The organism is Novosphingobium chloroacetimidivorans, assembly GCF_014204535.1.
GTDB classification, from domain to species: Bacteria; Pseudomonadota; Alphaproteobacteria; order Sphingomonadales; family Sphingomonadaceae; genus Novosphingobium; species Novosphingobium chloroacetimidivorans.
In genome coordinates this window covers 34,724-55,105 of sequence record NZ_JACHLR010000018.1, presented here as the reverse complement: position 1 = coordinate 55,105, position 20,382 = coordinate 34,724, and the positions used below count along the sequence as shown (strand labels likewise).

At 66.1% G+C, this 20,382-nt stretch carries 19 protein-coding genes; 5 read left to right on the top strand and 14 right to left on the bottom strand.

The window, feature by feature from the left end; translation table 11 throughout:
* Nucleotides 1-87: 87 nt before the first annotated feature.
* On the bottom strand, nucleotides 88-810 hold the full coding sequence (locus tag HNO88_RS17560) for an A24 family peptidase (protein WP_312857109.1): 723 nt from the start codon (nucleotides 808-810) through the stop codon (nucleotides 88-90).
* Nucleotides 811-892: 82 nt separating this feature from the next.
* On the opposite strand from HNO88_RS17560, the gene HNO88_RS17555 reads away from it, so the two are divergent.
* Both HNO88_RS17555 and HNO88_RS17550 read left to right on the top strand, forming a co-directional pair.
* The gene (locus HNO88_RS17555; RefSeq protein ID WP_312857108.1) at nucleotides 893-1,870 is read left to right on the top strand and encodes an alpha/beta fold hydrolase; all 978 of its coding nucleotides are present in this window, start codon (nucleotides 893-895) and stop codon (nucleotides 1,868-1,870) included.
* Complete coding sequence (locus HNO88_RS17550; RefSeq protein ID WP_184248634.1) at nucleotides 1,867-2,955, top strand: NAD(P)/FAD-dependent oxidoreductase; 1,089 nt, start codon at nucleotides 1,867-1,869, stop codon at nucleotides 2,953-2,955. Before HNO88_RS17555 ends, HNO88_RS17550 begins: the two co-directional genes overlap by 4 nt.
* 148 nt (nucleotides 2,956-3,103) lie before the next feature.
* Here the strand turns inward: HNO88_RS17550 and HNO88_RS17545 are convergent, their stop codons facing one another.
* The 6 genes from HNO88_RS17545 to ispH form a co-directional block, all read right to left on the bottom strand.
* The gene (locus HNO88_RS17545) at nucleotides 3,104-3,613 is read right to left on the bottom strand and encodes a hypothetical protein (RefSeq protein WP_184248631.1); all 510 of its coding nucleotides are present in this window, start codon (nucleotides 3,611-3,613) and stop codon (nucleotides 3,104-3,106) included.
* Between the two features lie 271 nt (nucleotides 3,614-3,884).
* Nucleotides 3,885-4,639, bottom strand: a protein-coding gene (locus HNO88_RS17540; protein ID WP_184248628.1) for an IS5 family transposase whose coding sequence is annotated in 2 segments (ribosomal slippage) — nucleotides 3,885-4,321 and nucleotides 4,321-4,639 — 756 coding nt in all. Because the reading frame shifts where the segments join, the coding sequence is not laid out codon by codon here.
* 108 nt (nucleotides 4,640-4,747) lie between these two features.
* Nucleotides 4,748-5,902 carry an FUSC family protein gene (locus HNO88_RS17535; RefSeq protein WP_246381971.1) on the bottom strand — a complete coding sequence of 385 codons (1,155 nt, stop codon included), beginning with the start codon at nucleotides 5,900-5,902 and terminating at the stop codon, nucleotides 4,748-4,750.
* On the bottom strand, nucleotides 5,874-6,314 hold the full coding sequence (rnhA, locus tag HNO88_RS17530; protein WP_184248624.1) for a ribonuclease HI: 441 nt from the start codon (nucleotides 6,312-6,314) through the stop codon (nucleotides 5,874-5,876). Before rnhA ends, HNO88_RS17535 begins: the two co-directional genes overlap by 29 nt.
* A gap of 16 nt (nucleotides 6,315-6,330) precedes the next feature.
* Entirely contained in the window at nucleotides 6,331-7,305 is a 975-nt protein-coding gene (thrB, locus tag HNO88_RS17525; protein WP_184248621.1) for a homoserine kinase, read from the bottom strand.
* Nucleotides 7,306-7,324: 19 nt separating this feature from the next.
* Nucleotides 7,325-8,311 (bottom strand): 4-hydroxy-3-methylbut-2-enyl diphosphate reductase, encoded by a 987-nt coding sequence (gene ispH, locus HNO88_RS17520; RefSeq protein WP_184248618.1) that lies wholly within the window; start codon nucleotides 8,309-8,311, stop codon nucleotides 7,325-7,327.
* Nucleotides 8,312-8,410: 99 nt separating this feature from the next.
* On the opposite strand from ispH, the gene HNO88_RS17515 reads away from it, so the two are divergent.
* Nucleotides 8,411-9,085 carry a hypothetical protein gene (locus tag HNO88_RS17515; RefSeq protein ID WP_246381970.1) on the top strand — a complete coding sequence of 225 codons (675 nt, stop codon included), beginning with the start codon at nucleotides 8,411-8,413 and terminating at the stop codon, nucleotides 9,083-9,085.
* Between the two features lie 375 nt (nucleotides 9,086-9,460).
* Nucleotides 9,461-10,885 carry a sensor domain-containing diguanylate cyclase gene (locus HNO88_RS17510; RefSeq protein WP_184248615.1) on the top strand — a complete coding sequence of 475 codons (1,425 nt, stop codon included), beginning with the start codon at nucleotides 9,461-9,463 and terminating at the stop codon, nucleotides 10,883-10,885.
* A 172-nt stretch (nucleotides 10,886-11,057) separates the two neighbouring features.
* On the opposite strand, the gene HNO88_RS17505 is transcribed toward HNO88_RS17510, so the two are convergent.
* The 7 genes from HNO88_RS17505 to HNO88_RS17475 form a co-directional block, all read right to left on the bottom strand.
* Nucleotides 11,058-11,930 (bottom strand): alpha/beta fold hydrolase, encoded by an 873-nt coding sequence (locus HNO88_RS17505; RefSeq protein ID WP_184248612.1) that lies wholly within the window; start codon nucleotides 11,928-11,930, stop codon nucleotides 11,058-11,060.
* A gap of 22 nt (nucleotides 11,931-11,952) precedes the next feature.
* A complete protein-coding gene (locus HNO88_RS17500; RefSeq protein ID WP_184248609.1) occupies nucleotides 11,953-13,245 on the bottom strand; it encodes a cytochrome P450 in 1,293 nt (430 codons plus the stop codon).
* Nucleotides 13,238-14,815, bottom strand: coding sequence for an MFS transporter (locus tag HNO88_RS17495; RefSeq protein ID WP_184248605.1), 1,578 nt, complete (start codon nucleotides 14,813-14,815; stop codon nucleotides 13,238-13,240). Before HNO88_RS17495 ends, HNO88_RS17500 begins: the two co-directional genes overlap by 8 nt.
* Nucleotides 14,816-14,896: 81 nt before the next feature.
* Entirely contained in the window at nucleotides 14,897-16,096 is a 1,200-nt protein-coding gene (locus HNO88_RS17490) for an amidohydrolase family protein (RefSeq protein WP_184248602.1), read from the bottom strand.
* 239 nt (nucleotides 16,097-16,335) lie between these two features.
* Nucleotides 16,336-17,520 (bottom strand): thiolase family protein, encoded by a 1,185-nt coding sequence (locus HNO88_RS17485; protein ID WP_184248599.1) that lies wholly within the window; start codon nucleotides 17,518-17,520, stop codon nucleotides 16,336-16,338.
* On the bottom strand, nucleotides 17,517-17,942 hold the full coding sequence (locus HNO88_RS17480) for a Zn-ribbon domain-containing OB-fold protein (RefSeq protein WP_184248596.1): 426 nt from the start codon (nucleotides 17,940-17,942) through the stop codon (nucleotides 17,517-17,519). The genes HNO88_RS17485 and HNO88_RS17480 overlap by 4 nt, the downstream gene beginning before the upstream one ends.
* Nucleotides 17,942-19,159: a CaiB/BaiF CoA transferase family protein gene (locus HNO88_RS17475; protein WP_184248593.1), complete on the bottom strand. Its 1,218-nt coding sequence runs from the start codon at nucleotides 19,157-19,159 to the stop codon at nucleotides 17,942-17,944. The genes HNO88_RS17480 and HNO88_RS17475 overlap by 1 nt, the downstream gene beginning before the upstream one ends.
* Before the next feature lie 158 nt (nucleotides 19,160-19,317).
* On the opposite strand from HNO88_RS17475, the gene HNO88_RS17470 reads away from it, so the two are divergent.
* Nucleotides 19,318-20,379 carry a phosphotransferase gene (locus tag HNO88_RS17470; RefSeq protein WP_312857107.1) on the top strand — a complete coding sequence of 354 codons (1,062 nt, stop codon included), beginning with the start codon at nucleotides 19,318-19,320 and terminating at the stop codon, nucleotides 20,377-20,379.
* Nucleotides 20,380-20,382 lie beyond the last annotated feature (3 nt).

The following is a 20,382-nucleotide window of genomic DNA, read 5'->3' as shown; positions in this document are numbered from 1 at the left end:
GGCTTGGCAGCCCCCTGAAGATCCCCGAGTTGATCCGTGCTACTTGGGGCAAATTGGTAAAGATCGGGTTCACTGTGGCTCTTATTCTTACAGTGCCGTCACGATCGGGCTCGAGATCATGCCTTGAAACAGGACCCAGAGCCCCGCGGCAGAGATCGCGACGCCGTAAGGTATCGGAATCGCGCCACGTTGGCGGCGGAAGATGTGGCTGAGGCCGGTGGCGAACAGCGCCAGGGCCAACAGGCCGACGATCGCCAGCAGCACTCCGGGCAAAGGCGCGGTAACCTTGCCGAGCGTGTCCAAGGCGACCAGTGGCTGACCGGTCGCGGCCGTGAAAGTCACCGCGCAGGCGCCAAGCACCCAGGCGCTCGCCGCGAGGGTCGCGAGTGCATTTCGCACCGTCTCGCGCGGGGCGCAGGTCATGTTGCCGACTGCCATCGCCACCGATGCCGCGCCGCCGATCAGGCCCATGATCACGATCAGCTGCACGAAGCTGCCGGGCACGAACCATAAGGCCAGCGCGCTCAGCAGCTTGACGTCGCCGCCCCCCATCTGGCGCATGGCATAGAGGGCGCAGGCCGCCACGAAGGTGAACAGCGCCAGCACCAGCTGGAAGGCGATCGCCGCCCAGTCGAGCCCGGCGGCCAGCCAATACAGCGGCGCGGCGAGCGCGATGGCCAGGTTGAGCCAGTTGTCGATTTCGCGCCGACGCAAGTCGGTCGCCGCCGCGACCAGCAGCGCGGTTGCCAACGCCGCCAGCAGTGCGTACGAAATCGGCCCGCCCGCCATATCGATAAAGGTCCCGGTCACGGGGCAGCGCATTAGCGAACATGACTTACCGAACAGTAACCAAGCCATTTCGCTCGCCCCCTTGGCGACGGGTTGCCGCGCGGTGAGCACGCGCGACGATCCCGCGCAGGCGGCAGCCGAGTACGACGGCCGCTCGATCCCGGCGCACGCGCGGGAGGAAACCTGGCGCGCGCCGGACGGTCACGTCATCCGCCGCATCGACTGGCCGCAGACCGGCCGGCCACGCGGCGCCATCCTGTTCGCGCCCGGCCGTGCGGACTTTTACGAAAAGCACTTGCCCGTGCTGCACGGCTGGCATGCGGCAGGCTGGCACGTCACCTCCCTCGACTGGCGGGGGCAGGCGCTCTCCGGGCGACTGGGAGCCGATCCGACGACCGGCCATGTCGACGACTTCGCGCCGTGGCTCGCCGACTTCGAGGCGTTCTGGGCCGAGTGGTGCGCCAGCGTGCCCGGTCCGCATGTCGCGATCGGCCATTCGATGGGTGGGCATCTCCTGCTGCGCGCACTTGCCGAGCAGCGCGTGCATCCGCAAGCCGCGGTGCTGGTCGCGCCGATGCTGGGGCTCAATCCTGGCTGGGCGCCTGCCGCCGTGCTCCATCCGCTCGGTCGGGTGATCGCCGGGGTGCGCGGACGGACGACGCCTGCCTGGAAGTGGCAGCGCGGGCCCTTGCCGCTCTCCAACATGCGGATGCAGATCCTGACGCACGACGAGGTGCGCTTCCAGGATGAGGACTGGTGGTACGAGCAGCGCCCCGAGCTACCCCTAGGTCCCCCGAGCTGGGGCTGGATCGTCGCCGCGCTGGCCTCCATCCGCGCGCTGGAGAAGCCCGGCCGGCTGGAGCGCGTCGACACCCCCGTGCTCCTGCTGGGCAGCACCGCCGACCGCCTGGTCTCCTGGCGCGCCATACGCCGTGCCGCCGCGCGCCTGCCCCGCGCCGAACTGGTGACCTTCGGCGACGAGGCGCGGCACGAGATCCTGCGCGAGTCGCTTCCCGTGCGCACGCGTGCTCTGAACGCCATCGCCGAGTTCCTCGACCGCGAGGCGCCGGCGCAGCCATGACCGAGCGCTTCGACATCGTCGTGGTCGGAGCCGGCATGGCCGGTGCCTCGCTAGCCGCCGAACTTGCCCCGCGCGCCAGTGTCCTCGTGCTGGAGGCGGAGGAGCGCCCCGGTTACCACACCACCGGCCGCTCGGCCGCGTTCTGGACCGAGAGCTACGGCGGCCCCGGCGTGCAGCCTTTGACTGCCGCTTCGGGCCCGCCACTCAAGGCGCTCGGCATGCTGACCCCGCGCCAGGCGCTGACGATCGGCACCTCCGACCAGATCGCCGAAGTCGAGCGTTTCGCCGAGACGTTTGCCGGCATCGGCGTCGAAGTGCACCGGCTCTACCGCACCGAACTGGAAGCCCGCATTCCCGGCCTCAAGCCGGCGTGGACCCACGGCGTGCTGGAACCCAGCTGCAGCGACATAGACGTTGCCGCACTCCACCAGCACTACCTCGCTAACTTGCGGGAGGGTGGGGCGCAGCTGTGGTGCCGGGCCGGGCTGGCAGCCGCCACGCGCGCGGCTTCGGGATGGATGCTGACGCTGGGCGACGGTCGATCCGTGACATGCGAGGTCCTCGTCGATGCCGCGGGGGCCTGGGCCGACCCGGTCGCGCAACTCGCCGGCGCCAGGCCGCTCGGCATCGCCCCCTTGCGCCGCACTATCGCGCAACTGCGTGTCGCGCCCTTCGTGCCGGCGAGCCTGCCGCTCGTCCTCGACATCGCCGGGCGCTTCTACTTCAAGCCCGACGCCGGCCGCCTCTGGCTCAGCCCACACGACGAAACTCCCAGCGTTCCGTGCGACGCCGCGCCCGAGGAGATCGACGTCGCCCTCGCCATCGAGCGCCTGGAGAGCGTGGTCGACTGGACCGTGGAGCACGTCGAACACCGCTGGGCCGGCCTGCGCAGCTTCGCGCCCGACCGGCTGCCGGTCTACGGCTTTGACCCCGCAGTTGCCGGCTTCTTCTGGTTCGCCGGCCAAGGCGGCTTCGGCATCCAGACCGCGCCCGCTGCGGCGCGGTTGGCGGCGGGGCTGGTCTTGGGGGAAGTGTGGGGGGAGGTGGATCCGGTGCCGTTCGCGCCTTTGAGGTTTGGCGGCTGAGTCCCGGATTTCTACTCGTCTTGGCAGAAGCGTACCGTCTGCTTGCGCCCACTTGCGGACTCGCCTGATACAACTGAGCCAGTCTAAAGCCGACGTTCGTTCACCTCTAACTGGCATGTTCTCGGCGAGGGGGAGATCACAGGTAGACTCAGTATGAAGTCTTTCGTCTCCGTTGCCATAACAAAGCGAAGCCGAGGAAGATAGTGCTCACAAAAACTGCGAAAACTAAATAGAATTGGCGGATCGGACTGGCAGCTTCAGCTTCAACGAGGCCATGTTTTTTCCAGATTCTAACGGTCTGCTCTGATTCGAATCCATCAAAGGATTTTTCAGTTATTTTTTGAGCCCAAACGCCCCCAGAAAATGGGGTAATGTCACCATAGCAACTAGAGCCGCCCGGCAAATCTACAATCTGAAACAGCGAGGCGCGACCTTTGTAAGCCTTCAATACTAACAGTTTCCCACCACCGTCATAGTCGTGCCTCCCAAGGAGAATGCCTTCATAGACGCTATCCGCTTCGCGAAAATGGTCCAAGGCCCCCTGTTCGACTTGGGCTACGGTGGGGATGTAAGCCGCAGGTTCGCAAGCAACAGCGGGTTGCTTGATGAAGATCGTCGCGCCAGCGAGGACGACGAAGCCAAACCGAATTTGTATCATTACGTCAGATCAGCACAATCAACTGATTTCTACAACGGGGGTGAACATTCACGATCCGCGCAGACTCAAGGCGGTATGATGCCGACTTCCTCCAAAAGCCGCCTGTCCGGTTTTCACCCAAATCGGACGTCACCCTGAACTTGTTCCAGGCTCTATTTCGCCAGTGGCTCGATCCGGTCAGCGGCAAACCGCAAGCTTAGTCTACATCTGTCATCTTGGAAGCCGGCGGCACGATGGATTGTGAGATCAGTCTAGGGTCAGGACTCATTGATCAGAGCCAGAAGCAGAAAGTAGCGGCGATGGTGATGGCGGACATGAGGGTGTGCGCGCAGCGGTCGTAACGGGTGGCGATGCGTCGCCAGTCCTTGAGGCGGGCAAACAGGTTCTCGATCTTGTGGCGCTGGCGGTAGAGCTGTTTATCGTAGGCGTGCTGAACCTTGCGGTTGGCAGTCGGCGGGATGCAGGGGGTGATACCGCGCACGACAAGAGCCTGGCGGAACCAGTCGCTGTCGTAGCCCTTGTCAGCCAGCAATTCCTTCGCCTGGGGCAGCTGCGACAGCAGCAAGGCCGCGCCCCTGTGATCGCTCATCTGCCCTTCGGTGAGCAGCATGACGATGGGCCGCCCCTGCCCATCGCAAACCGTGTGCAGTTTGGAGTTCAGCCCACCCTTGGTGCGCCCGATACATCGGGAAAGAGCCCCCCTTTTAGGAGGCTGGATGCCGTGCGGTGGGCCTTGAGGTGCGTTGCGTCGATCATGATCCGGTCGGGCTCGCCGGCACCGCCAGCAAGTTCGGCAAATATCCGGTTGAACACCCCGAGCCTGCTCCAACGGACGAACCGATTGTAGATCGTCTTGTGCGGCCCATACCCTTTGGGGGCGTCCCGCCACATCAGCCCATGCTTGATGACGTAGACGATGCCCGAGATGATCCGGCGGTCATCGACCCGCGGAATGCCGTGAGACAGCGGGAAAAACGGTGCGATCCGGCGCATCTGCGCCTCATTCAGCAGAAACGGAACATCCATGACCAGCGCCTCCTCGACGCCAATCTTGAATCAACCAATCGCAGCCTGCGCAAGCAATTTAATAGGTCCTGACCCTAGAATGACGGAACGCCGAACACCGCCTATTTCTCACTCAGACCCACGCACCTCCCCTATTGAACCATCGCGCGCAATCCGCCGCCCGCCCACCGCATGCCAGGCCAGCAGCACCGGCTCGAGCAGGGCCATGCCGATGAGGATGCTGGCGAGCCGCTGCACGCCGGGGCGGATCTCGGCGGCGGCGTAGCTGTCGGGGACGAGGACGACGAGGATCGCCAGGGTGAACTGCAGCCCGATGTAGGGCGCGCGGGTGCTGCCGTTTTCCATGTGCCGGCCGATGAGTATGCCCGCGACCGTGCCGGCCACCAGCACCGGCACGGAGCCGTCGGCGACGAGCAGCACCGTCAAGGCAAGCGCGCTGCCGCTCAGGCAGCCGATGGCGCGGTGGAGGAGGCGGCGGCTCACCGGCGCCAGCCCGCCCGAGGCCAAGCCGGTCACCGGCACGATCATCACCGCCATGATCGTCACGCCGGCTTGCGCCAGTTCTGGGATGCCCGCGAGATCGTGGAGCAAAGGCAGCAGTGCCAGCGTAACCCCCGCCTGAGCCGCATGGCGGGCGGCAGCGGGATGCCAGTACATGCGGCTCGGCGTTTCGATCGGTGCCGCGCTTGCCATGCCGCGCGTGAACAGGCCCACGGAGAGGCTGACGGCGACGCAGGCGATCGTGCCGGCGACCACCTCCAGCAGCCGCGTCTGCGCGAACGCGTAGGTGTCGAGCGTGGGATGCTCCAGCTTGTCGAGCAGAATCATTTCGAATGTCAGGCCGACCAGCAGCCAGGCGTAGGCGCGCCGCGCGGTCAGCATGCCATAGAGACTGACCGTTCCCACCAGGGCGGCGCTCGCCATGGCCATCGGCAGCGAGCGCGCGGCGAGCGGCACCAGGGCAAGGGCCAGTGCGGCGCCGCACCCGGTGCCGACGATCCGCAGCACCCCGCGCAGCGTCGTCTCGCGCGCATCCCCCTTCATCAGCACGAAGGCGGTGAAGGCGGCCCAGGCCACCATGCGCGCGCCGATCCAGTGGGCGAGCACGATCGCCAGCATGACGGAGGCGATGCAGGCCCACTCGTCCACCATGCGCGGGCCGGGCGTCACCAGTGCGCGCGCCTCGGCGGCGAGCTGGCGAGGCAGGGCTCTCAGGTCGAGCGGCAAGAAGCTTTCAGCGGCCACCGGCGGCAAGGGCGGCATCGCTGGCGAGCTTGTCCGCGCGCTCGTTCTCGACATGGCCGTCGTGGCCGCGCACCCATTTCCAGCTGACCTTGTGGCGCAGGCAGGCGTCGATCAACTCGTGCCACAAGTCGGCATTGCGCACCGGCTGCTTGCTGGCGTTGATCCAGCCCTTCTTCTGCCAGCCGTGCACCCACTTGGTCATGCCGTCGATGACGTAGCGGCTATCGGTGCACACGACCACGTCGCACGGCTCGATCAGTGCATTGAGCGCGCGGATCACCGCGGTCATCTCCATGCGGTTGTTGGTGGTCTGCGCCTCGCCGCCCGACAGCTCCTTCTCGTGCTTGCCCATGCGCAGGATCGCGCCCCAGCCGCCGGGACCGGGGTTGCCCTTGCAGGCGCCGTCGGTGAAAATCTCCACTGTCTTCAAGGTCGGCCCATCATGCTCACGCGAAGAGCCCGGCATTGCAGTCCTGTGCGTAGAAGGCAAGCCTGCGGGCGAAGGCGAGCGGGTCCTTGGGGGTGACCAACGCGTCTGCCGGCGTGTTCGCCCAGTCGTAGGCGCGGGTCGCCAGGAAGCGCAGGGAGGCGGCGCGGGCGAGCAGGGGCAGGGCGGTGCGCTCGTCGGCCGAGAGCGGGCGCAGCGACTGATAGCCCTCCAGCAGCGCGGCCGAAAGCTGCGGCAGGAAGTGCCGCCCATCGGCGCTGAAGCACCATGCCGCATGAGTCACAGCGACGTCGTAGGCGGTCACGTCGACGCAGGCGAAGTAGAAGTCGATCAACCCGGTGACCTTGTCGCCCAGCATCAGCACGTTGTCGGGGAACAAGTCAGCATGGATGACGGAGTGCGGCAGGTGCGCAGGCCACTCGCTGGTGACCAGCGCCAGCTCGCGCTCGACCAGCTCGGGCAAGCCCGGATCGAGCGCCGCCAGCCCCTCGCGCCCGCAATCGCCGAGCAGCTGCTTCCAGGCATCGCGCCCCATGCCGTTGGCGCGCCGGCCGGGAAAGTCGCGACCGGCGAGGTGGACCTGCGCCAGGGCCTCGCCCACGGCGCGTGCCTGACCGGGCGTCGGCTCGCTGACCGAGACGCCGGGCAGGAACTCGATCAGAGCCAGCGCCTTTCCCTGGTGCAGGCGATAGGACGCGCCTTCGCGGTCGTGGATCGTGCGCGGCACCGGGCAGTCGCGCGCGGCGAGGTGATCGAGCAGGTCGAGGAAGAAGGGCAGGTCGCCGATCTCGGTCCGGCTCTCGTAGATGGTCAGGATGAAGCGCTTCGAGGCGTCGAAGCATTGCGTCTCGATCAGCCAGTTGCTGTTGGACACACCTTCGGCGATGCCCTTGGCCGAAACCAGCGTGCCGACATCGAACGCGGCGATGATGCGCGCCATCTCCTCGGCGCCGAGCCGCGTGTAGACTGCCATCCTCTGCTCCCCGGAGCGTTCAGTCGGCGAGCTGGCGCGGCAGCTTGAAGATCATCCGCTCGCGCGCGGTGACGATCTCCTCGGCGCTGACGTCACGCAGCTCGCGCAGGCGGGCCAGCACTTCCTCGACCAGCGCCTCGGGCGCGGAGGCGCCGGCGGTGATGCCCAGGGTCGCGACACCGTCGAGCCAGGCCGGGTCGATCTCGCTGGCGCGCTGGATCATGTGCGCGGGCTTGCCGCAGCGCTCCGCCACTTCGACCAGCCGCAGCGAGTTCGAGCTGTTGGGCGCACCGATCACCAGGACCATGTCGCTCTGCGGCGCGATCTCCTTGACCGCGGCCTGGCGGTTGGAGGTGGCGTAGCAGATATCCTCCGCCTTGGGGGCAACCACCTGCGGGAAGCGCGCCGTGATCGCCTCGATGATGGCGGCGGTGTCATCCACCGACAGCGTGGTCTGCGACAGGTACGAGAGCGGCACGTTCGGATCGACCGAAAGCGCCGCGACATCCTCGACCGTCTCGACCAGCGTCATCGAGCCTTCGGGTACCTGGCCGAAGGTGCCGATCACCTCCGGGTGGCCCGCATGGCCGATGAACAGGATGTGCCGGCCGGCCTCGATCTGGCGTTCTGCCTGGCGGTGGACCTTGCTGACCAGTGGGCAGGTGGCGTCCAGCCAGTCGAGCCCACGCGCGGTGGCCTCGGCGGGAACGGACTTGGGTACGCCATGCGCGCTGAAAATCACCGGCACGCCATCGGGCACTTCGTCGATCTCCTCGACGAAGACCGCACCCTTGGCCTTGAGGCTGTCCACCACGAACTTGTTGTGTACGATCTCGTGCCGCACGTAGACCGGCGCGCCGTAGCGCTGGATGGCGCGTTCGACGATCTCGATGGCGCGGTCGACTCCGGCGCAGAAGCCGCGCGGGGCGGCGATCAGCAAGTGCAGCGGCGCAAGGCGCGTCGAGCCTTGGGGCGAGGTCGCGGGAGCAGGAAAGGGCGCGTTCATCCTGCGGCCTCTAGCGCTTTGCCGCGCGCCTCGCTAGGGCAAGCGCATATTGGGTCCGTCGCTATTGGGCCCATCATGGCCGACCCAAGGATGCTTCGCATGATCGCACGCCGCTTGCCCGTTTCCGCCTTGCGCGCCGTTACCGTGGGCGCGCTCATGGTCGGAACCCTCGCAGGCTGCGCGAAGCGGGGCGACATCGTCGTCGACGAGGGCGTGGGCATCACCGCGATCCGCTCGCGCTGCCCCGCCGTCGGCATCCCGGATTATACCGGCGACGTCACTATGTTCCGCACGCCGGGCGACAAGACCGCTACCAACATCGATGTGGTCGCGACGATGACCAACGTGCGCACCCAGTGCAACGAGGAGCAAGGCGACAAGGTCTTCGCGACGGCGACCTTCGACGTGCTCGCCCGCCGATCGGACTCCGGGGCTGCGCGCCAGGTGACGATCCCCTTCTTCGTCTCGGTGCTGCAGGGCGGCAACACCGTCGCCAGCAAGCGCGTGGGCTCGGTGACGGTGAACTTCGCCGCCGGGCAGGAGCGCGCGCAGGCGCAGGGCACGGCCTCTGCCTACATCGACCGTGGTGCGGCGACCCTGCCCCAGGAGATCCGTGATCGCATCACCCGCAAGCGCAAGCCCGGGGACACCGACGCTGCCGTCGATCCGCTCGCCGACCCGCAGGTTCGCGCAGCCGTGGCGCGTGCCTCGTTCGAGCTGCTGGTCGGGTTCCAGCTCAATAACGACCAGCTTGCGTACAACGCGACGCGGTAATTGCGGGATGCGTTGGGGTGGCTGCCCTTTTCGCAGCGTGTTTACTCGCGCAAGGCGGTGAAGCCGACCGTTCTCTGAGTGCGATTTGACGAGAAGAAGCCGGCTGGCGTGCCAGTGTAGCGATGTGGCGCTTCGCTTCGCTGCGTTAAGCACGGCGAACCGGTCGCCTGTGCCCATTTGCCTTCATGGTGGACGCCTACTCGCCTCTCCGGCTTCGACATACGTCCACCAGGTCCACCGACGATACCGGTCTCCTTCGAGACAGCGCCACCGAGCATCGGGTGTATCGATCCATTAGGAGTTGCACCAAGGGGAAGTGCGTGGATGGCAAGTCGATTAACTTAACTTATACAGGTTGCGACTAGCAGTTCCTCCATGATCGAGGATGGTAAACGCAAGGGAAAGGTAAATGGTGCGGCACGGCCATGGGCCACCGCCGGCACGCTTTACTTCTTGCTCGCTGCTGCGACGATCCATTTCAGCAGCGACGGCCGCGACATCGCGACCTTCTGGCCTGCGAATGCCGTGCTGACCGCTATGCTGCTGCTGTCGCCACGATCGAAGTGGTGGCAGATCGTCGCCTCTGGCTTCGTGGCGAATGCCGCCGCGAACCTGGTGACGCGGGGATCGGTTGCGGGACCCTTGCTCTACGGCCTGTCGAACGTACTGGAAGTGCTGATCGTCTCGCTTGCGGTGGGAGGCAAGGGTCGCAGCACGGTAATCCTGAGCGCGCCGAGCACGCTGTTGCGCTTCGTCCTTGTCGCCGGTCTGCTGGCGCCGCTTGCCAGCGGCATTGTTGGCGCGGCCACTGCATACCTGCTTTTCGGGCAGGAGCTGGAGCGCGCTTTCGCAACATGGGTATTGAGCGACGCGCTGGGACTGCTGATCTTCACCCCGGTGTTCCTGGCGCTGTTTCGTGGCGATTTCTGCGACTGGTATCGATCGACATCACGATTGCGGCACGTGGAAGCATTAGCGCACCTTGCGGCAACGGCCAGCATCGCCACGCTGGTGTTCTTCGGTGCGCAGCGCCCGCTGCTGTTCCTGATCTACGCGCCGGTCATGTTCGTCACGTTCCGCGTCGGCCCCCTCGGCACCAAGGTCGCCGTCATGCTCGTTGCACTGATCGGCGCCGTCGCGACGATGCAAGGCTACGGACCGATCGTAATGCTCGAATCCGACACGATCGGACATGCGCATATGTTCCAGCTCTTCATCGCAGTGATGCTTTTGACATGCCTGCCGGTCGCCGCCGAAGTCTCGGCGCGTGCCCGCATGACGGCACAACTCGCGGAACGTGAAAGGGAGCTGTCGAAGCGCGCAGTCACCGACCCGTTGACGGGTGTGCTCAACCGCTCTGGTCTCGATGCGCTGACGGCGCCCGCTCCGAGCCGAGAAGCACCGATGTGTCTTGTCGCGCTCGATGTGGACCACTTCAAGCAGATCAACGATCGTTGGGGGCATGCCGGTGGTGATCGCGCACTCTCGCACCTGGCGGAGGTTCTCCGCTCCGTCCTGCGGCCTCACGATGTCGTCTGCCGCACGGGTGGCGACGAGTTCGTGCTGCTGCTGCCCGGCTTGGATATCGCGCGCGGCCAAGCGGTCTGCGCTCGTATTCTCAACGAGCTTCGCGGCCGCACCTTTTCCCCGGATGGCGTGAACCAGATCACCATCGCCTTGAGTTGCGGGGTCGCCGTCGCGCAATCCGGTGAAGGATACGAGGCCACTTTGCGCAGGGCGGACGACGCCTTGTACCGTGCCAAGGCGGCGGGTCGCAACGCGGTGAGGGCAGCCGCGTAACGGGCAGGACCATGCGGATCGGTCAGCGGCGTGGCCCTTTGCCGACTGACTTGCGGGAAGTCGGCAGTAGCGGCGTCGGCTCACCCCGTAACCGCGGGCCCGCATCCATGGCTTGCAGGTAAGATCGCGAAGGCCGAGTTCGTCTGTCCACCAGCGCCCAATCGCCCCGACCTTATAGAAACGCCCTTACGTCTTCCATGAAGCGGTCGAACTGGTCGTGGTGCAGCCAGTGGCCGGCGTTCTCGTACTCCTTCAGCGCGGCATCGGCGAAATGGTCCAGCCGGCCGTCGCTCGCCGGCGAGCTGGCGAAGCTGTCCTTGCCCCACAGCAGCAGGACCGGGCAGGTGATCGCGGCCCACAGCTTGGCCTTCTCCTCGAAGGGGATATCGCCGGTGCTCCACACGTTCAGGTAATTGTCGAACTTCCAGCTCCAGGTGCCATCCTCGTTGCGGGTGGCGCCGTGAACGGTGAGATGGCGGGCCTGATCGTCGGTGAGGAAGCTGTTCTCCGTCTTCATCCGTTCGTAGGCGTCGCGCAAGGTGGCGTAGCGGCGTGGGCTGCGACCGGCGGCGCGGCGCTTCTCGTCGATCCACTTGCGCAGGTGGTCGGCCGTACCACCGCCTTCGACCTCGCGCTGGACTTCGGGCGTCGGTCCCAAGCCCTCGATGTTGACCAGCTTGCGCACCTTCTCGGGATAGAGCCCTGTGAAGCGCGTCGCGATGTTGCCGCCCAGCGAGTGGCTGACGATCGTCACCTGGTCATAGCCAAGGGTGTGCACCAGCTGCGCGAAGTCGTAGACGAAGGCGTCCATGCCGTAGTGGCCTTCTGGCGACCAGTCGCTGTCACCGTGGCCGCGCAAATCGGGCGCGATGACGTGCCAATCATGGCGCAGCTCCTGCGCCACCCAGTCCCAGCTGCGGCAGTGGTCGCGCCCGCCGTGCTGCAGGATGAGCGGCGGCGCGTCCGGGTTGCCCCAGTCGACATAGTTGAGGCGCAGGCGCTGCGAGACGAAGCGGTTCGAGGTGGGGCCGGGGAAACTGTCCATGCCGTCTGGTACGGCCTGACGGTTACCGCAGCAACACCCGCAGCGCGGAGACGCCCTGCTGCTCAAGCCCGCCGGTCATGAAGGGCGCGGGCGCGGCCGGGTCGAGCCGCAGGTTCGGGAAGTGGTCGAGCAGGGCGTTGATGGCCCGATCGATCTCCACCCGCGCGACGTTCATGCCCAGGCAGCGGTGGGTGCCGAGCCCAAACGCCATGTTGGTCAGCTTGGGGCGTCTCATGTCGAAGGCGTCGGGACGGTCCCAGCGCGCCGGGTCGCGGTTGGCCGGGCCGAGGCCGAGTTCCAGCACCGAGCCTTCGGCGATATGGTGGCCGTAGAACTCGGTGTCCTTCATCACCATGCGGTAGAAGTAGGGCGCGGTCGGATTCCAGCGCAGGCCTTCCTCGATGGCATCATCGATCAGCGCGCGGTCCTGCTTCACCGCCTCGAGCTGGTCGCGGTGGGTCAGGAGGGCAAACAGGGTGATGCCCATCTGCCGCCAGGAGGTGCCGCCGCCCGCGACCATGACCAGCTTGGCATGGGTCATGATCTCGCGGTCGGTGAGGGGACGCGGCTCCTCGCCCGGTAGCATCAGCTTGGTGCCGAGCAGGAAGCTGATCAGGTCGTCCTGCGGCTCGGCGTGGCGGGCGCCGATCAGGGCGAGCAGGGTCTCCTCCACGATCCGCGCGTTGCGGATGCGCTCGTCCATGCTGATGTTGTGGCTGGAGCTGGTCGAATTGAGGTAGGCGTGGCGAAAGCGAAGAGCCTCGTCGCCGTTGAGACCGATGGCGGTGGTGATGGTGTAGACCGGGATACGCGCGCAATAATCGAGATTGAGATCGGCACGCTCGCTCTTGCCCATGCGCTCGATCAGGCGCTCGACGATCCCGTCGATGGTGCGCGTGCGCCACCAGCCGAGGGCCTCGGGCATCAGGAACTTGGGCTGGATGGTACGACGAAAACCGCGGTGCATCGGCGGGTCCATCTCCAGGATGCCCATGGTGCGCTCGCCGGCGGGGTTGGGATGGCCCTGGACGGTGTTGGAAAACGTGGCCGCATCGCGGAACGCCGCCTCGCAGGCCTCGTAGGTCAGCACGCTGTAATGCTGGCGGCCCTTGGCGTAGACGTGGCGATCGTGCTCGGGCAGGCCAAGGATTTCGCGCAGCTTGCCCTTGTGCACCGGTGCTTGCGCACGAAGCTGGTGGACGCGCGGCATGACGGTGCCGACATCGATGAAGTTGCCGACGGACTCGGCTTCCTTGCGGACATCGTAAAGCTCTTCGTAGAGCGGGTCGTCGGCGACGAGCACGTCGTCAAGCATGGTCGGGCTCTCCTGCGTTCCGCGCGATGGCGAGGCGTGCCTCGGCGGTCTCGTGCGGCAGGCGGCGCGACACGCGCCACAGGAAATACAGCGCGATCGGCACCAGGATCATGATGCTGAGCAGGCCCGCCGTCAGCGAACCGGTGAGCGCGCTGACCTTGCCGGCCCAGTAGGGGCCGGTGCCCGACGAGATCACGATCGCCACCAGCGAGTTGGAAGCCGCGGCCGATCCGCGCATGCGGGGCAGCACCAGGTCCTGCACCATCGCCGCCGTCGCGCCGCCCCACAGCGCGGAGAAGATGCCCAGGGTGAAGGCCGCGCCGATGAACACGGTGAAGTCCTTCACCAGCAGCATCGTCAGGATGCAGGGTACGCCGCCCAGCAAGCTGATGGCGGTGATGCCGATGGGCGCGCGTAGATCGCTGCGCTTCCACCTGTCGGTCGCCCAGCCGCCGAGCAGGACGCCGAGCACGCCGCCCGCGATGCTGGCCACGCCGAGCGATAGGCCAAGCTCGTGCGCAGGTATGGAGAACGTGCGCATCGCATAAGGCGCGGACCAGACGTGGACGGCGCCGCCGACGCAGGCGACCAGCGCGGTGGAGATTGTCGCCAGCAGGAACGTACGGTCTCCGAAGGTGAGGCGGTAGAGCGGCTTGTCTCGGTAGCTCTGGATCTGGCCCCACGTGACCACGGCATAGGCGCCGAGGCCGAACGCACCCCATTGCGCTGCATCGCCGGTCAGGTGGATCAGGATGGCGGCAGCGGCTGCGAGCAATGCCGCGATCAGGGCGTTCCACCCCAGCCCGCGCAGACCGGCGAGGCGCCAGACGGTGACCATGGTGAAGGGCGGGATCGCGGTGGCGAATTCGCCCAGCACGAAGCCGAGCTTGGACCCTTGCGCCTCGGTGGAGCGGACCGGCTCGCGGATTGCCAGGATCATGAAGGCAAGGGGAAGGCCCGGTAGCGCCACGGTGAACATCGCCGCCTTCCATGCCGCGAGATCGCACGCGCCGGCGATCGGCATGCCGGTGCACATGGTGTCCCAGTGTTCCAGGAAGTAGCCGCCCAGGAACAGCGCCAGCGCACCACCGGCGAATATGCCCGAGAGCAGGATCGACATGGCGATCGCGCGGCGCTGAGGGGGAAAGATGTCGGCCAGCAGAGAGTGCGAGCAGGGGTTGGCGACGGCCTCGCCGACGCCCACGCCGATGCGCGCGATCCCTAGCGTGGCGAAGCTTGCCGCCGCGCCGCCGAGCGCAGTCATGCTCGACCACAAGGCTAGGCCGAGCGCCATGACCTTCTTTCGCGGCAAGCCGTCGGAGATGCGCCCCATGGCGATCCCGACGACCGAGTAGAACACCGCGAACGCCGTCCCGAGCAGGAAGCCGAGGTCCGCATCGTCGAGCTTCAGGTCAGCCTTGATCGACTGCGCCAGGATCGAGACGATCTGCCGGTCCAGGTAGTTCAGGACGTTGGCGAGGGCGAGCACGCCCAGCGCGTAGTATGCGGCCATTCCGATCGTCGGCGCGCGCGCGCCGCTGGTCACGCCGCGCTCAACAATGCTCGCCACAGGCCACTCCCACCGCTGGCTTGAAACGTCGCCGGGTCCGGAGTCGATCGCTCCGGTACCCGGCGTGCTGTGTCCGACGCATCAGGAGATGCGCAGGAACTTCTTGGCGTTGTTACAGACGATATCCTGGATGTCCTTGTCGGGCACTCCGGCGAAGTCGCGCTTGATGATGGCGTGCGAGTTGGGGAACGTCGTCTCGGAGTGCGGGTAGTCCGACGACCACATGATGTTGCGGCCGCCCGGCTGGTCGCGCAGGAGAATGCCGGTACGATCCTGGATGAACGAGCCCCAGACGTTCTGGTCCATGTACCAGCTTGGCGGCTTGTCGATCACGCTCTCGGTCCAGTAGCGCTGCTTTTCCCAGGTGCGGTCGCAGTATTCGGCATACCAGGCGAACCAGCCCACGCCCGATTCCATCATGCCGATGCGCAGATCGGGGAAGCGATCGAAGATGCCGTTGAAGATGAATATCCCCATCGGCTCGGCCATGGCCAGCTTGCTCATCGGCATGTCGGGTAGGAAGTGCTGCTTTTCGCCGAAGCGGGGGACGCGGCCGCCGAGGTGGAAGGTGATCACCATGCCAAGATCGCTCAGCACCTTCCACAGCCTGTCGAACTCCGGCTGGTAGTACTGCAGCGCACCCTTGGGGTCGCCGGTCTGGGCCGAAACCTGTCCGGCCTTCATGTTCTTGATCTCGGACGTGGTCTTCCACGCTTCCGGGTTCTGCGGGAACGCGGGCAGTTGGACCATCTTGAAGCCCATCTTGGCGAGGCGCTTCACATGTTCGATCGTCTCGTCGATGTCGCGCATCGGCGAGTGTCCGACGGGGAACAGGCGGTGAGGCGCATTCGCGGCCCAGTCCATGACCCAGTTCGAGAAAGCCTCGAAGCTGGCGAGGTAAAGCTCGTTGTCCAGCGTGCCGAGCGGGCCGCCGCCGAACAGGATCGCCTGGTCGATGCCGTCGAGGTCCATGTCGGCAAGGCGCTTGTGGGGATCGTAGGTGTTGCGCTGCTCGGACAGGCGGCCCTTCATCTTGAAGTCCTTGCCCGTGCGGCCGGCCTGGTTGTTGATCATCATCACCGGGCGGCTGTGGCCCTCGAACACGATGTAGTCGGCATCCTCGCGCGCTTCGATCACGGGGGCACGCGCCTTGAGATGATTGGGAAGGTATTCCTTCCACATGTCGTGGGGCGGATCGATGTGGGCGTCGGCATCGAAGATCGGACCAAGGGTCCAATCTTTCTTGAGGGCGCTGCCGAATTTCGGATCAGCTTCGCTCATCTCCCAAACTCCATGTTCGTTATTGTGAATTCATTATCGCAGTTCTGAATGGAGTCGTCAAGCTTTGGTGTGGTGTGAACGGGCGTAAGTTCCTCCCCTGCAAGGGGAGGTGGCGCGCGCGGAGCGCGTGACGGAGGGGTGTAATCCTCTCGGCTGCGCACTCCGCTGGCGGTGACACCCCCCCGTCAGTCCTGCGGACTGCCACCTTCCCTTGCAGGGGAGGGTCTCAGAAGCGCCCCTCATTCCCGCCGCAGGATCATCGCGCCGTAACCGTAGCCCCCGTTCGAGACGATGCAGGTCTGCGCATCCGCCACCTGGCGTCCGCCACCGCGACCCCACAGCTGCACGGTCGCCTCGTGGATGTGGCCGTAGCCGTGGAACCGTCCCGCCGAGAGCTGCCCGCCCCCGGTGTTGAGAGGCAGTTCGCCGTCGATCGCGATGCGGCTGCCCCCTTCGACGAAGCGGCAGGCCTCACCCTTGGGCACAAGGCCGAGCGCCTCCATCCACATCCATACGTGGATCGAGAACCCATCGTAGATCTGCGCGCAGTCCATGTCGGCGGGCGTGAGATCGGTGCGCGACCACAGCATCTCGCCGGCGGTCGCCGCGGCAGGCAGGCAGGTGAAATCGCCCTCGTACTTGCCGACCCACAGTCCGCCGACGCCCATGCCGATGGACTCGAAACGAAGTGGCGGGTTCCTGAGGTACTTGGCGGCATCGACATGCGAGATCACGATCGCCGTCGACCCGTCGATGTGCGAGTCGCAGTCGAACAGCCGCAGCGGCGAGGAGATCACACGAGCCGCGAGGTAGTCATCCAGGCTGAGCGGCTTGCGGTAGATGGCGTTGGGATTGTGCGTGGCATTGGCGCGGTTGTTGACCGCGATGGCGCCGAGCTGCGCCTCGTTGGCGCCGTACTTCTCGAAGTAGGCCTGGGCGTAGAGCGCGAAGGTGTTGATCGGGGAGAGGGCGTTGTAGGGAATGCTCCAGGCGTGGTTGCCGTCCACCCGATTGCGGCCGGCGTTCATCAGCGTCGAGGCGCGCGAGAGCAGTCTTGCCTGCGCCTGCGCCACCGAACGGAACACCACGACGTGGCGGGCGAACCCGCAGGCGATCGCATTGATGGCGTTGAAGATCGGCGCCATGTGGCTGAAGCCTTCGGCCGAGGCGAGGATCCACTTGGGATCGATGCCGAGCACCGCTGCCGCCTCCGATGGGCTGACCGGCGCAATGCCGCCGCCTTCGGAGGACTTGCCCGGATACGTGGCGATCCCATCGATGTCGGAGGGCTTGAGCCCGGCGTCGGAGATCGCTTGCAGACAGGCATCGGCGGTCAGTTGCAGCGCGCTTCGGGAGGAAGGCCGGCCCACCTCGGACTGGCCGGCGCCGGTGATCGCGCACAGCTTTTCGGGGTAGGCACTCATGCGGCTTGCTCCGACGGCGCGAACATCGGCAGCCAGACGTCCTCGTGCTGCTCGAAGGTGACGCTGACCGGCATGCCGATGCGTACGGCATCAACCGCCGCCAGCACGTTGGTGAAGACGTAGAGTTCGGATTGCTCCTCCAGCTCTACCACCCCGAACACGAATGGCACCTCGAGCCCGGGCAACCAGCGCTCGTGGTTGATCGTGTAGCTCGCCAGGCGGCCGCGACCGGAAACCGGCTGCGGCGCTACGGCTTCGCTGCCGCACCTGGCGCAGCGCGGGAGAGGAGGATGCTGCCAGACATCACACTCCGTGCAGCGCTGGACCAGCATGCGGCCCTGCTCGCCCGCGGTCCAGAAGAAGGCGGTGTCGGGTTCGAGCAAGGGCAGCTTGCGAGCGGGGGGAGGGGCCGTCTCGCTCATCAGAACACGACGCCCTGTACCTTGAGGTCGATGATCGCGTCCTCGTCGTAGCCCAGGCTTTCCAGGATCGCATCGCTATGGGCGCCGAGTTCGGGCGAGCGGGTGGAGGTCATGGCCTGCTTGTCGAACAGCATCGGCACGCCCACCATCGGGATCGTGGTGCCGTCGCCATAGTCGACGTGCTTGACGTAGCCGTTGGCCTGCGCCTGCACGTCGTCCTTGAGCTCGCCGACGTTCTGCACGACATCCCATTGGCCGTCCTGCTGACGCAGAATCTCGCGCCATTCGGCGATCGTCCTGCTGGCGAACATGGCTTTCACTTCCGCGTAGCAGGCATCGCCGTGCTCGCGCCGCGCCTTGGCGTTGACGAAGCGCGGATCGTCGGCAAGGTCCGGTCGGCCGGCGACGTGCATGAGGGGCGCCCAGTATTTGTCCGCCTGCAGCATGCACAAGGACACGAAGCGGTCGTCGGCCGTGCGATAGGCGCCGACCAGCACGTTGTTCGGCTTGTCGGCGGGAGGCTTGGGAAACTTGTCGACGCCGTCCGCCGTCGCCTGGCAGATGTAGCGCTGCATCGACCACATCGCAGTGCCCAGCAGCGAGACGTCGACTTCGGATGGCTCGCCCGTCATTGCCCGCTTGGCGATGGCCGCACAGATGGCGCCCGTCAGCATCGAGCCCGACAGCGTATCGCCGAACGCCGGACCGGGAGGGCTGACCGGATGGTCTGCGCCTTCGTCGGTCAGCGAGGACGCAATGCCGCCGCGTGCCCAGAAGGTGATCGAATCGTAGCCGCCTTTCTCCATCTCCGGTCCGTTCGGACCGAGCGCGCTGCCGACGGCGTAGATGATCTTGGGAAAGCGCGCGCGGATGGCCTCGGCGTCGATCTGCATCGATCGACGCGCCGGCAGCAGCAGGTTCGTCAGGAACACGTCGGCGTCTTCGAGCAGCTTCATCAGCACCTCGCGCCCCGCCGCCTGCTTCAGGTCCAGCGTGATCGAGCGCTTGCCACGGTTGTAGCTCTCCCACGAATAGTCGATATTGCGGCCCGAGCCCGAATTCATGTTGCCGATCTGCAGGCCACGCAGCGGATCGCCCGTCGGCGGCTCGATCTTGATCACGTCCGCGCCCAGGTCCGCCAGCATGCCGCCGCAGGCAGGCACGAAGGCCCACATGGCGACCTCGACGACTTTGATGCCCTCCAGGGGTTTACCCATTGCTCGTCCATCCTCGTTTCGGCCGGCGCGCTTTCAACGACGCTTCCCTGACCGCTGAAATTCTATATTGCGAAGCATGGAACGAAATGGCGAATTGGGTCAAGCGATCTCACGCCGAAACGAAAGGGAGAATGATGTCTCAGCAGCCCTCGAGGCCCGTGCCGTCGCAACCTCTGGTTACCGTGCCGAAGACGCTCGTCGCGGCGCTCGATCCGGCGTGGCTGTCCCAGGCTTTGGCTGACGTTTCCGGCGGGAAGCCGGTCGAAGCGGTCGAGCAGGTGGAGTTCATCCGCACGGTCGCCACCAAGGTGCGGTTCAAGGTGACCTACCAGGGCGGCGAGACGGGGAGCTACTGCATCAAGGGCCTGCTCGACGTGGATGAGGCGACCGCGCGGGGCGGCCCGACCTGCGTCCTGGAGGCGGACTTCTATTGCAAGGTCGCGCCGACCGTCCCTGAACTGACCGTCCCGGTCTGCGTATCGGCGATCATAGACCGCGAAGGTCAGCAGGCCGTCTACATCATGCGCGATCTCGTGGCGGACGGCGCGCAGCTGGGATCTGCGCTCCAGCCTTTCACGGCGGACGAGGCAGTGCTGAGCCTTGCCGAACTCGCCAAGCTGCACGCCAGCAGCGGCTTCCTCGACGGCTCGGCGTGGATACGTCCGCGTGCCGCCGATCTTGCGGGCATGACCTACATTACGACGGAGACGATACAGGAACTGTTGGACGGTCCGCGCGGGGTGAACCTGTCGCCGCAGGTGCGCAATGCGTCACGGCTGCGAGACGCGATGAAGGCGCTTGCCGCGCGGGATGGCAAGCGCCCGCAATACATGATCCATGGAGATGCCCATGCCGGCAACTCGTATCGCGTCGGCGAGGGCGGGCAACGCCGTGCCGGTCTGATCGACTGGCAACTGCTCCAGCGCGGCGGCTGGGCGCTTGATATCGCCTATCATCTGAACGCGGTGCTGCCGACCGAGGTAGCGGAGATCGAGGAGCGGCGGCTCCTGCGCGAATACCTGGCGATGGCGCGGGGCAGGGGGCTGGACATGCCGGAGGACGAGGACGCCTGGGCTCAATACCGCGAGGCGGTGATTTACGGCTACTACCTTTGGGCGATCACGCGCCGCGTCGATCCTGCGATCATGGTGCAGTTCACCGACCGGCTCGGCAAGGCGGTGACCCGGCACGAGAGCCACCAGCTGCTCGGCGTGGCCTGAGCC

Bases quoted from the DNA above. Each gene is read 5' to 3' on its own strand.
- HNO88_RS17550 (WP_184248634.1), top strand. From the start codon at position 1,867: ATGACCGAGCGCTTCGACATCGTCGTGGTCGGAGCCGGCATGGCCGGT.
- HNO88_RS17545 (WP_184248631.1), bottom strand. From the start codon at position 3,613: ATGATACAAATTCGGTTTGGCTTCGTCGTCCTCGCTGGCGCGACGATC.
- HNO88_RS17535 (WP_246381971.1), bottom strand. From the start codon at position 5,902: ATGCCGCCCTTGCCGCCGGTGGCCGCTGAAAGCTTCTTGCCGCTCGAC.
- thrB (WP_184248621.1), bottom strand. From the start codon at position 7,305: ATGGCAGTCTACACGCGGCTCGGCGCCGAGGAGATGGCGCGCATCATC.
- ispH (WP_184248618.1), bottom strand. From the start codon at position 8,311: ATGAACGCGCCCTTTCCTGCTCCCGCGACCTCGCCCCAAGGCTCGACG.
- HNO88_RS17515 (WP_246381970.1), top strand. From the start codon at position 8,411: ATGATCGCACGCCGCTTGCCCGTTTCCGCCTTGCGCGCCGTTACCGTG.
- HNO88_RS17510 (WP_184248615.1), top strand. From the start codon at position 9,461: ATGATCGAGGATGGTAAACGCAAGGGAAAGGTAAATGGTGCGGCACGG.
- HNO88_RS17505 (WP_184248612.1), bottom strand. From the start codon at position 11,930: ATGGACAGTTTCCCCGGCCCCACCTCGAACCGCTTCGTCTCGCAGCGC.
- HNO88_RS17500 (WP_184248609.1), bottom strand. From the start codon at position 13,245: ATGCTTGACGACGTGCTCGTCGCCGACGACCCGCTCTACGAAGAGCTT.
- HNO88_RS17490 (WP_184248602.1), bottom strand. From the start codon at position 16,096: ATGAGCGAAGCTGATCCGAAATTCGGCAGCGCCCTCAAGAAAGATTGG.
- HNO88_RS17485 (WP_184248599.1), bottom strand. From the start codon at position 17,520: ATGAGTGCCTACCCCGAAAAGCTGTGCGCGATCACCGGCGCCGGCCAG.
- HNO88_RS17480 (WP_184248596.1), bottom strand. From the start codon at position 17,942: ATGAGCGAGACGGCCCCTCCCCCCGCTCGCAAGCTGCCCTTGCTCGAA.
- HNO88_RS17475 (WP_184248593.1), bottom strand. From the start codon at position 19,159: ATGGGTAAACCCCTGGAGGGCATCAAAGTCGTCGAGGTCGCCATGTGG.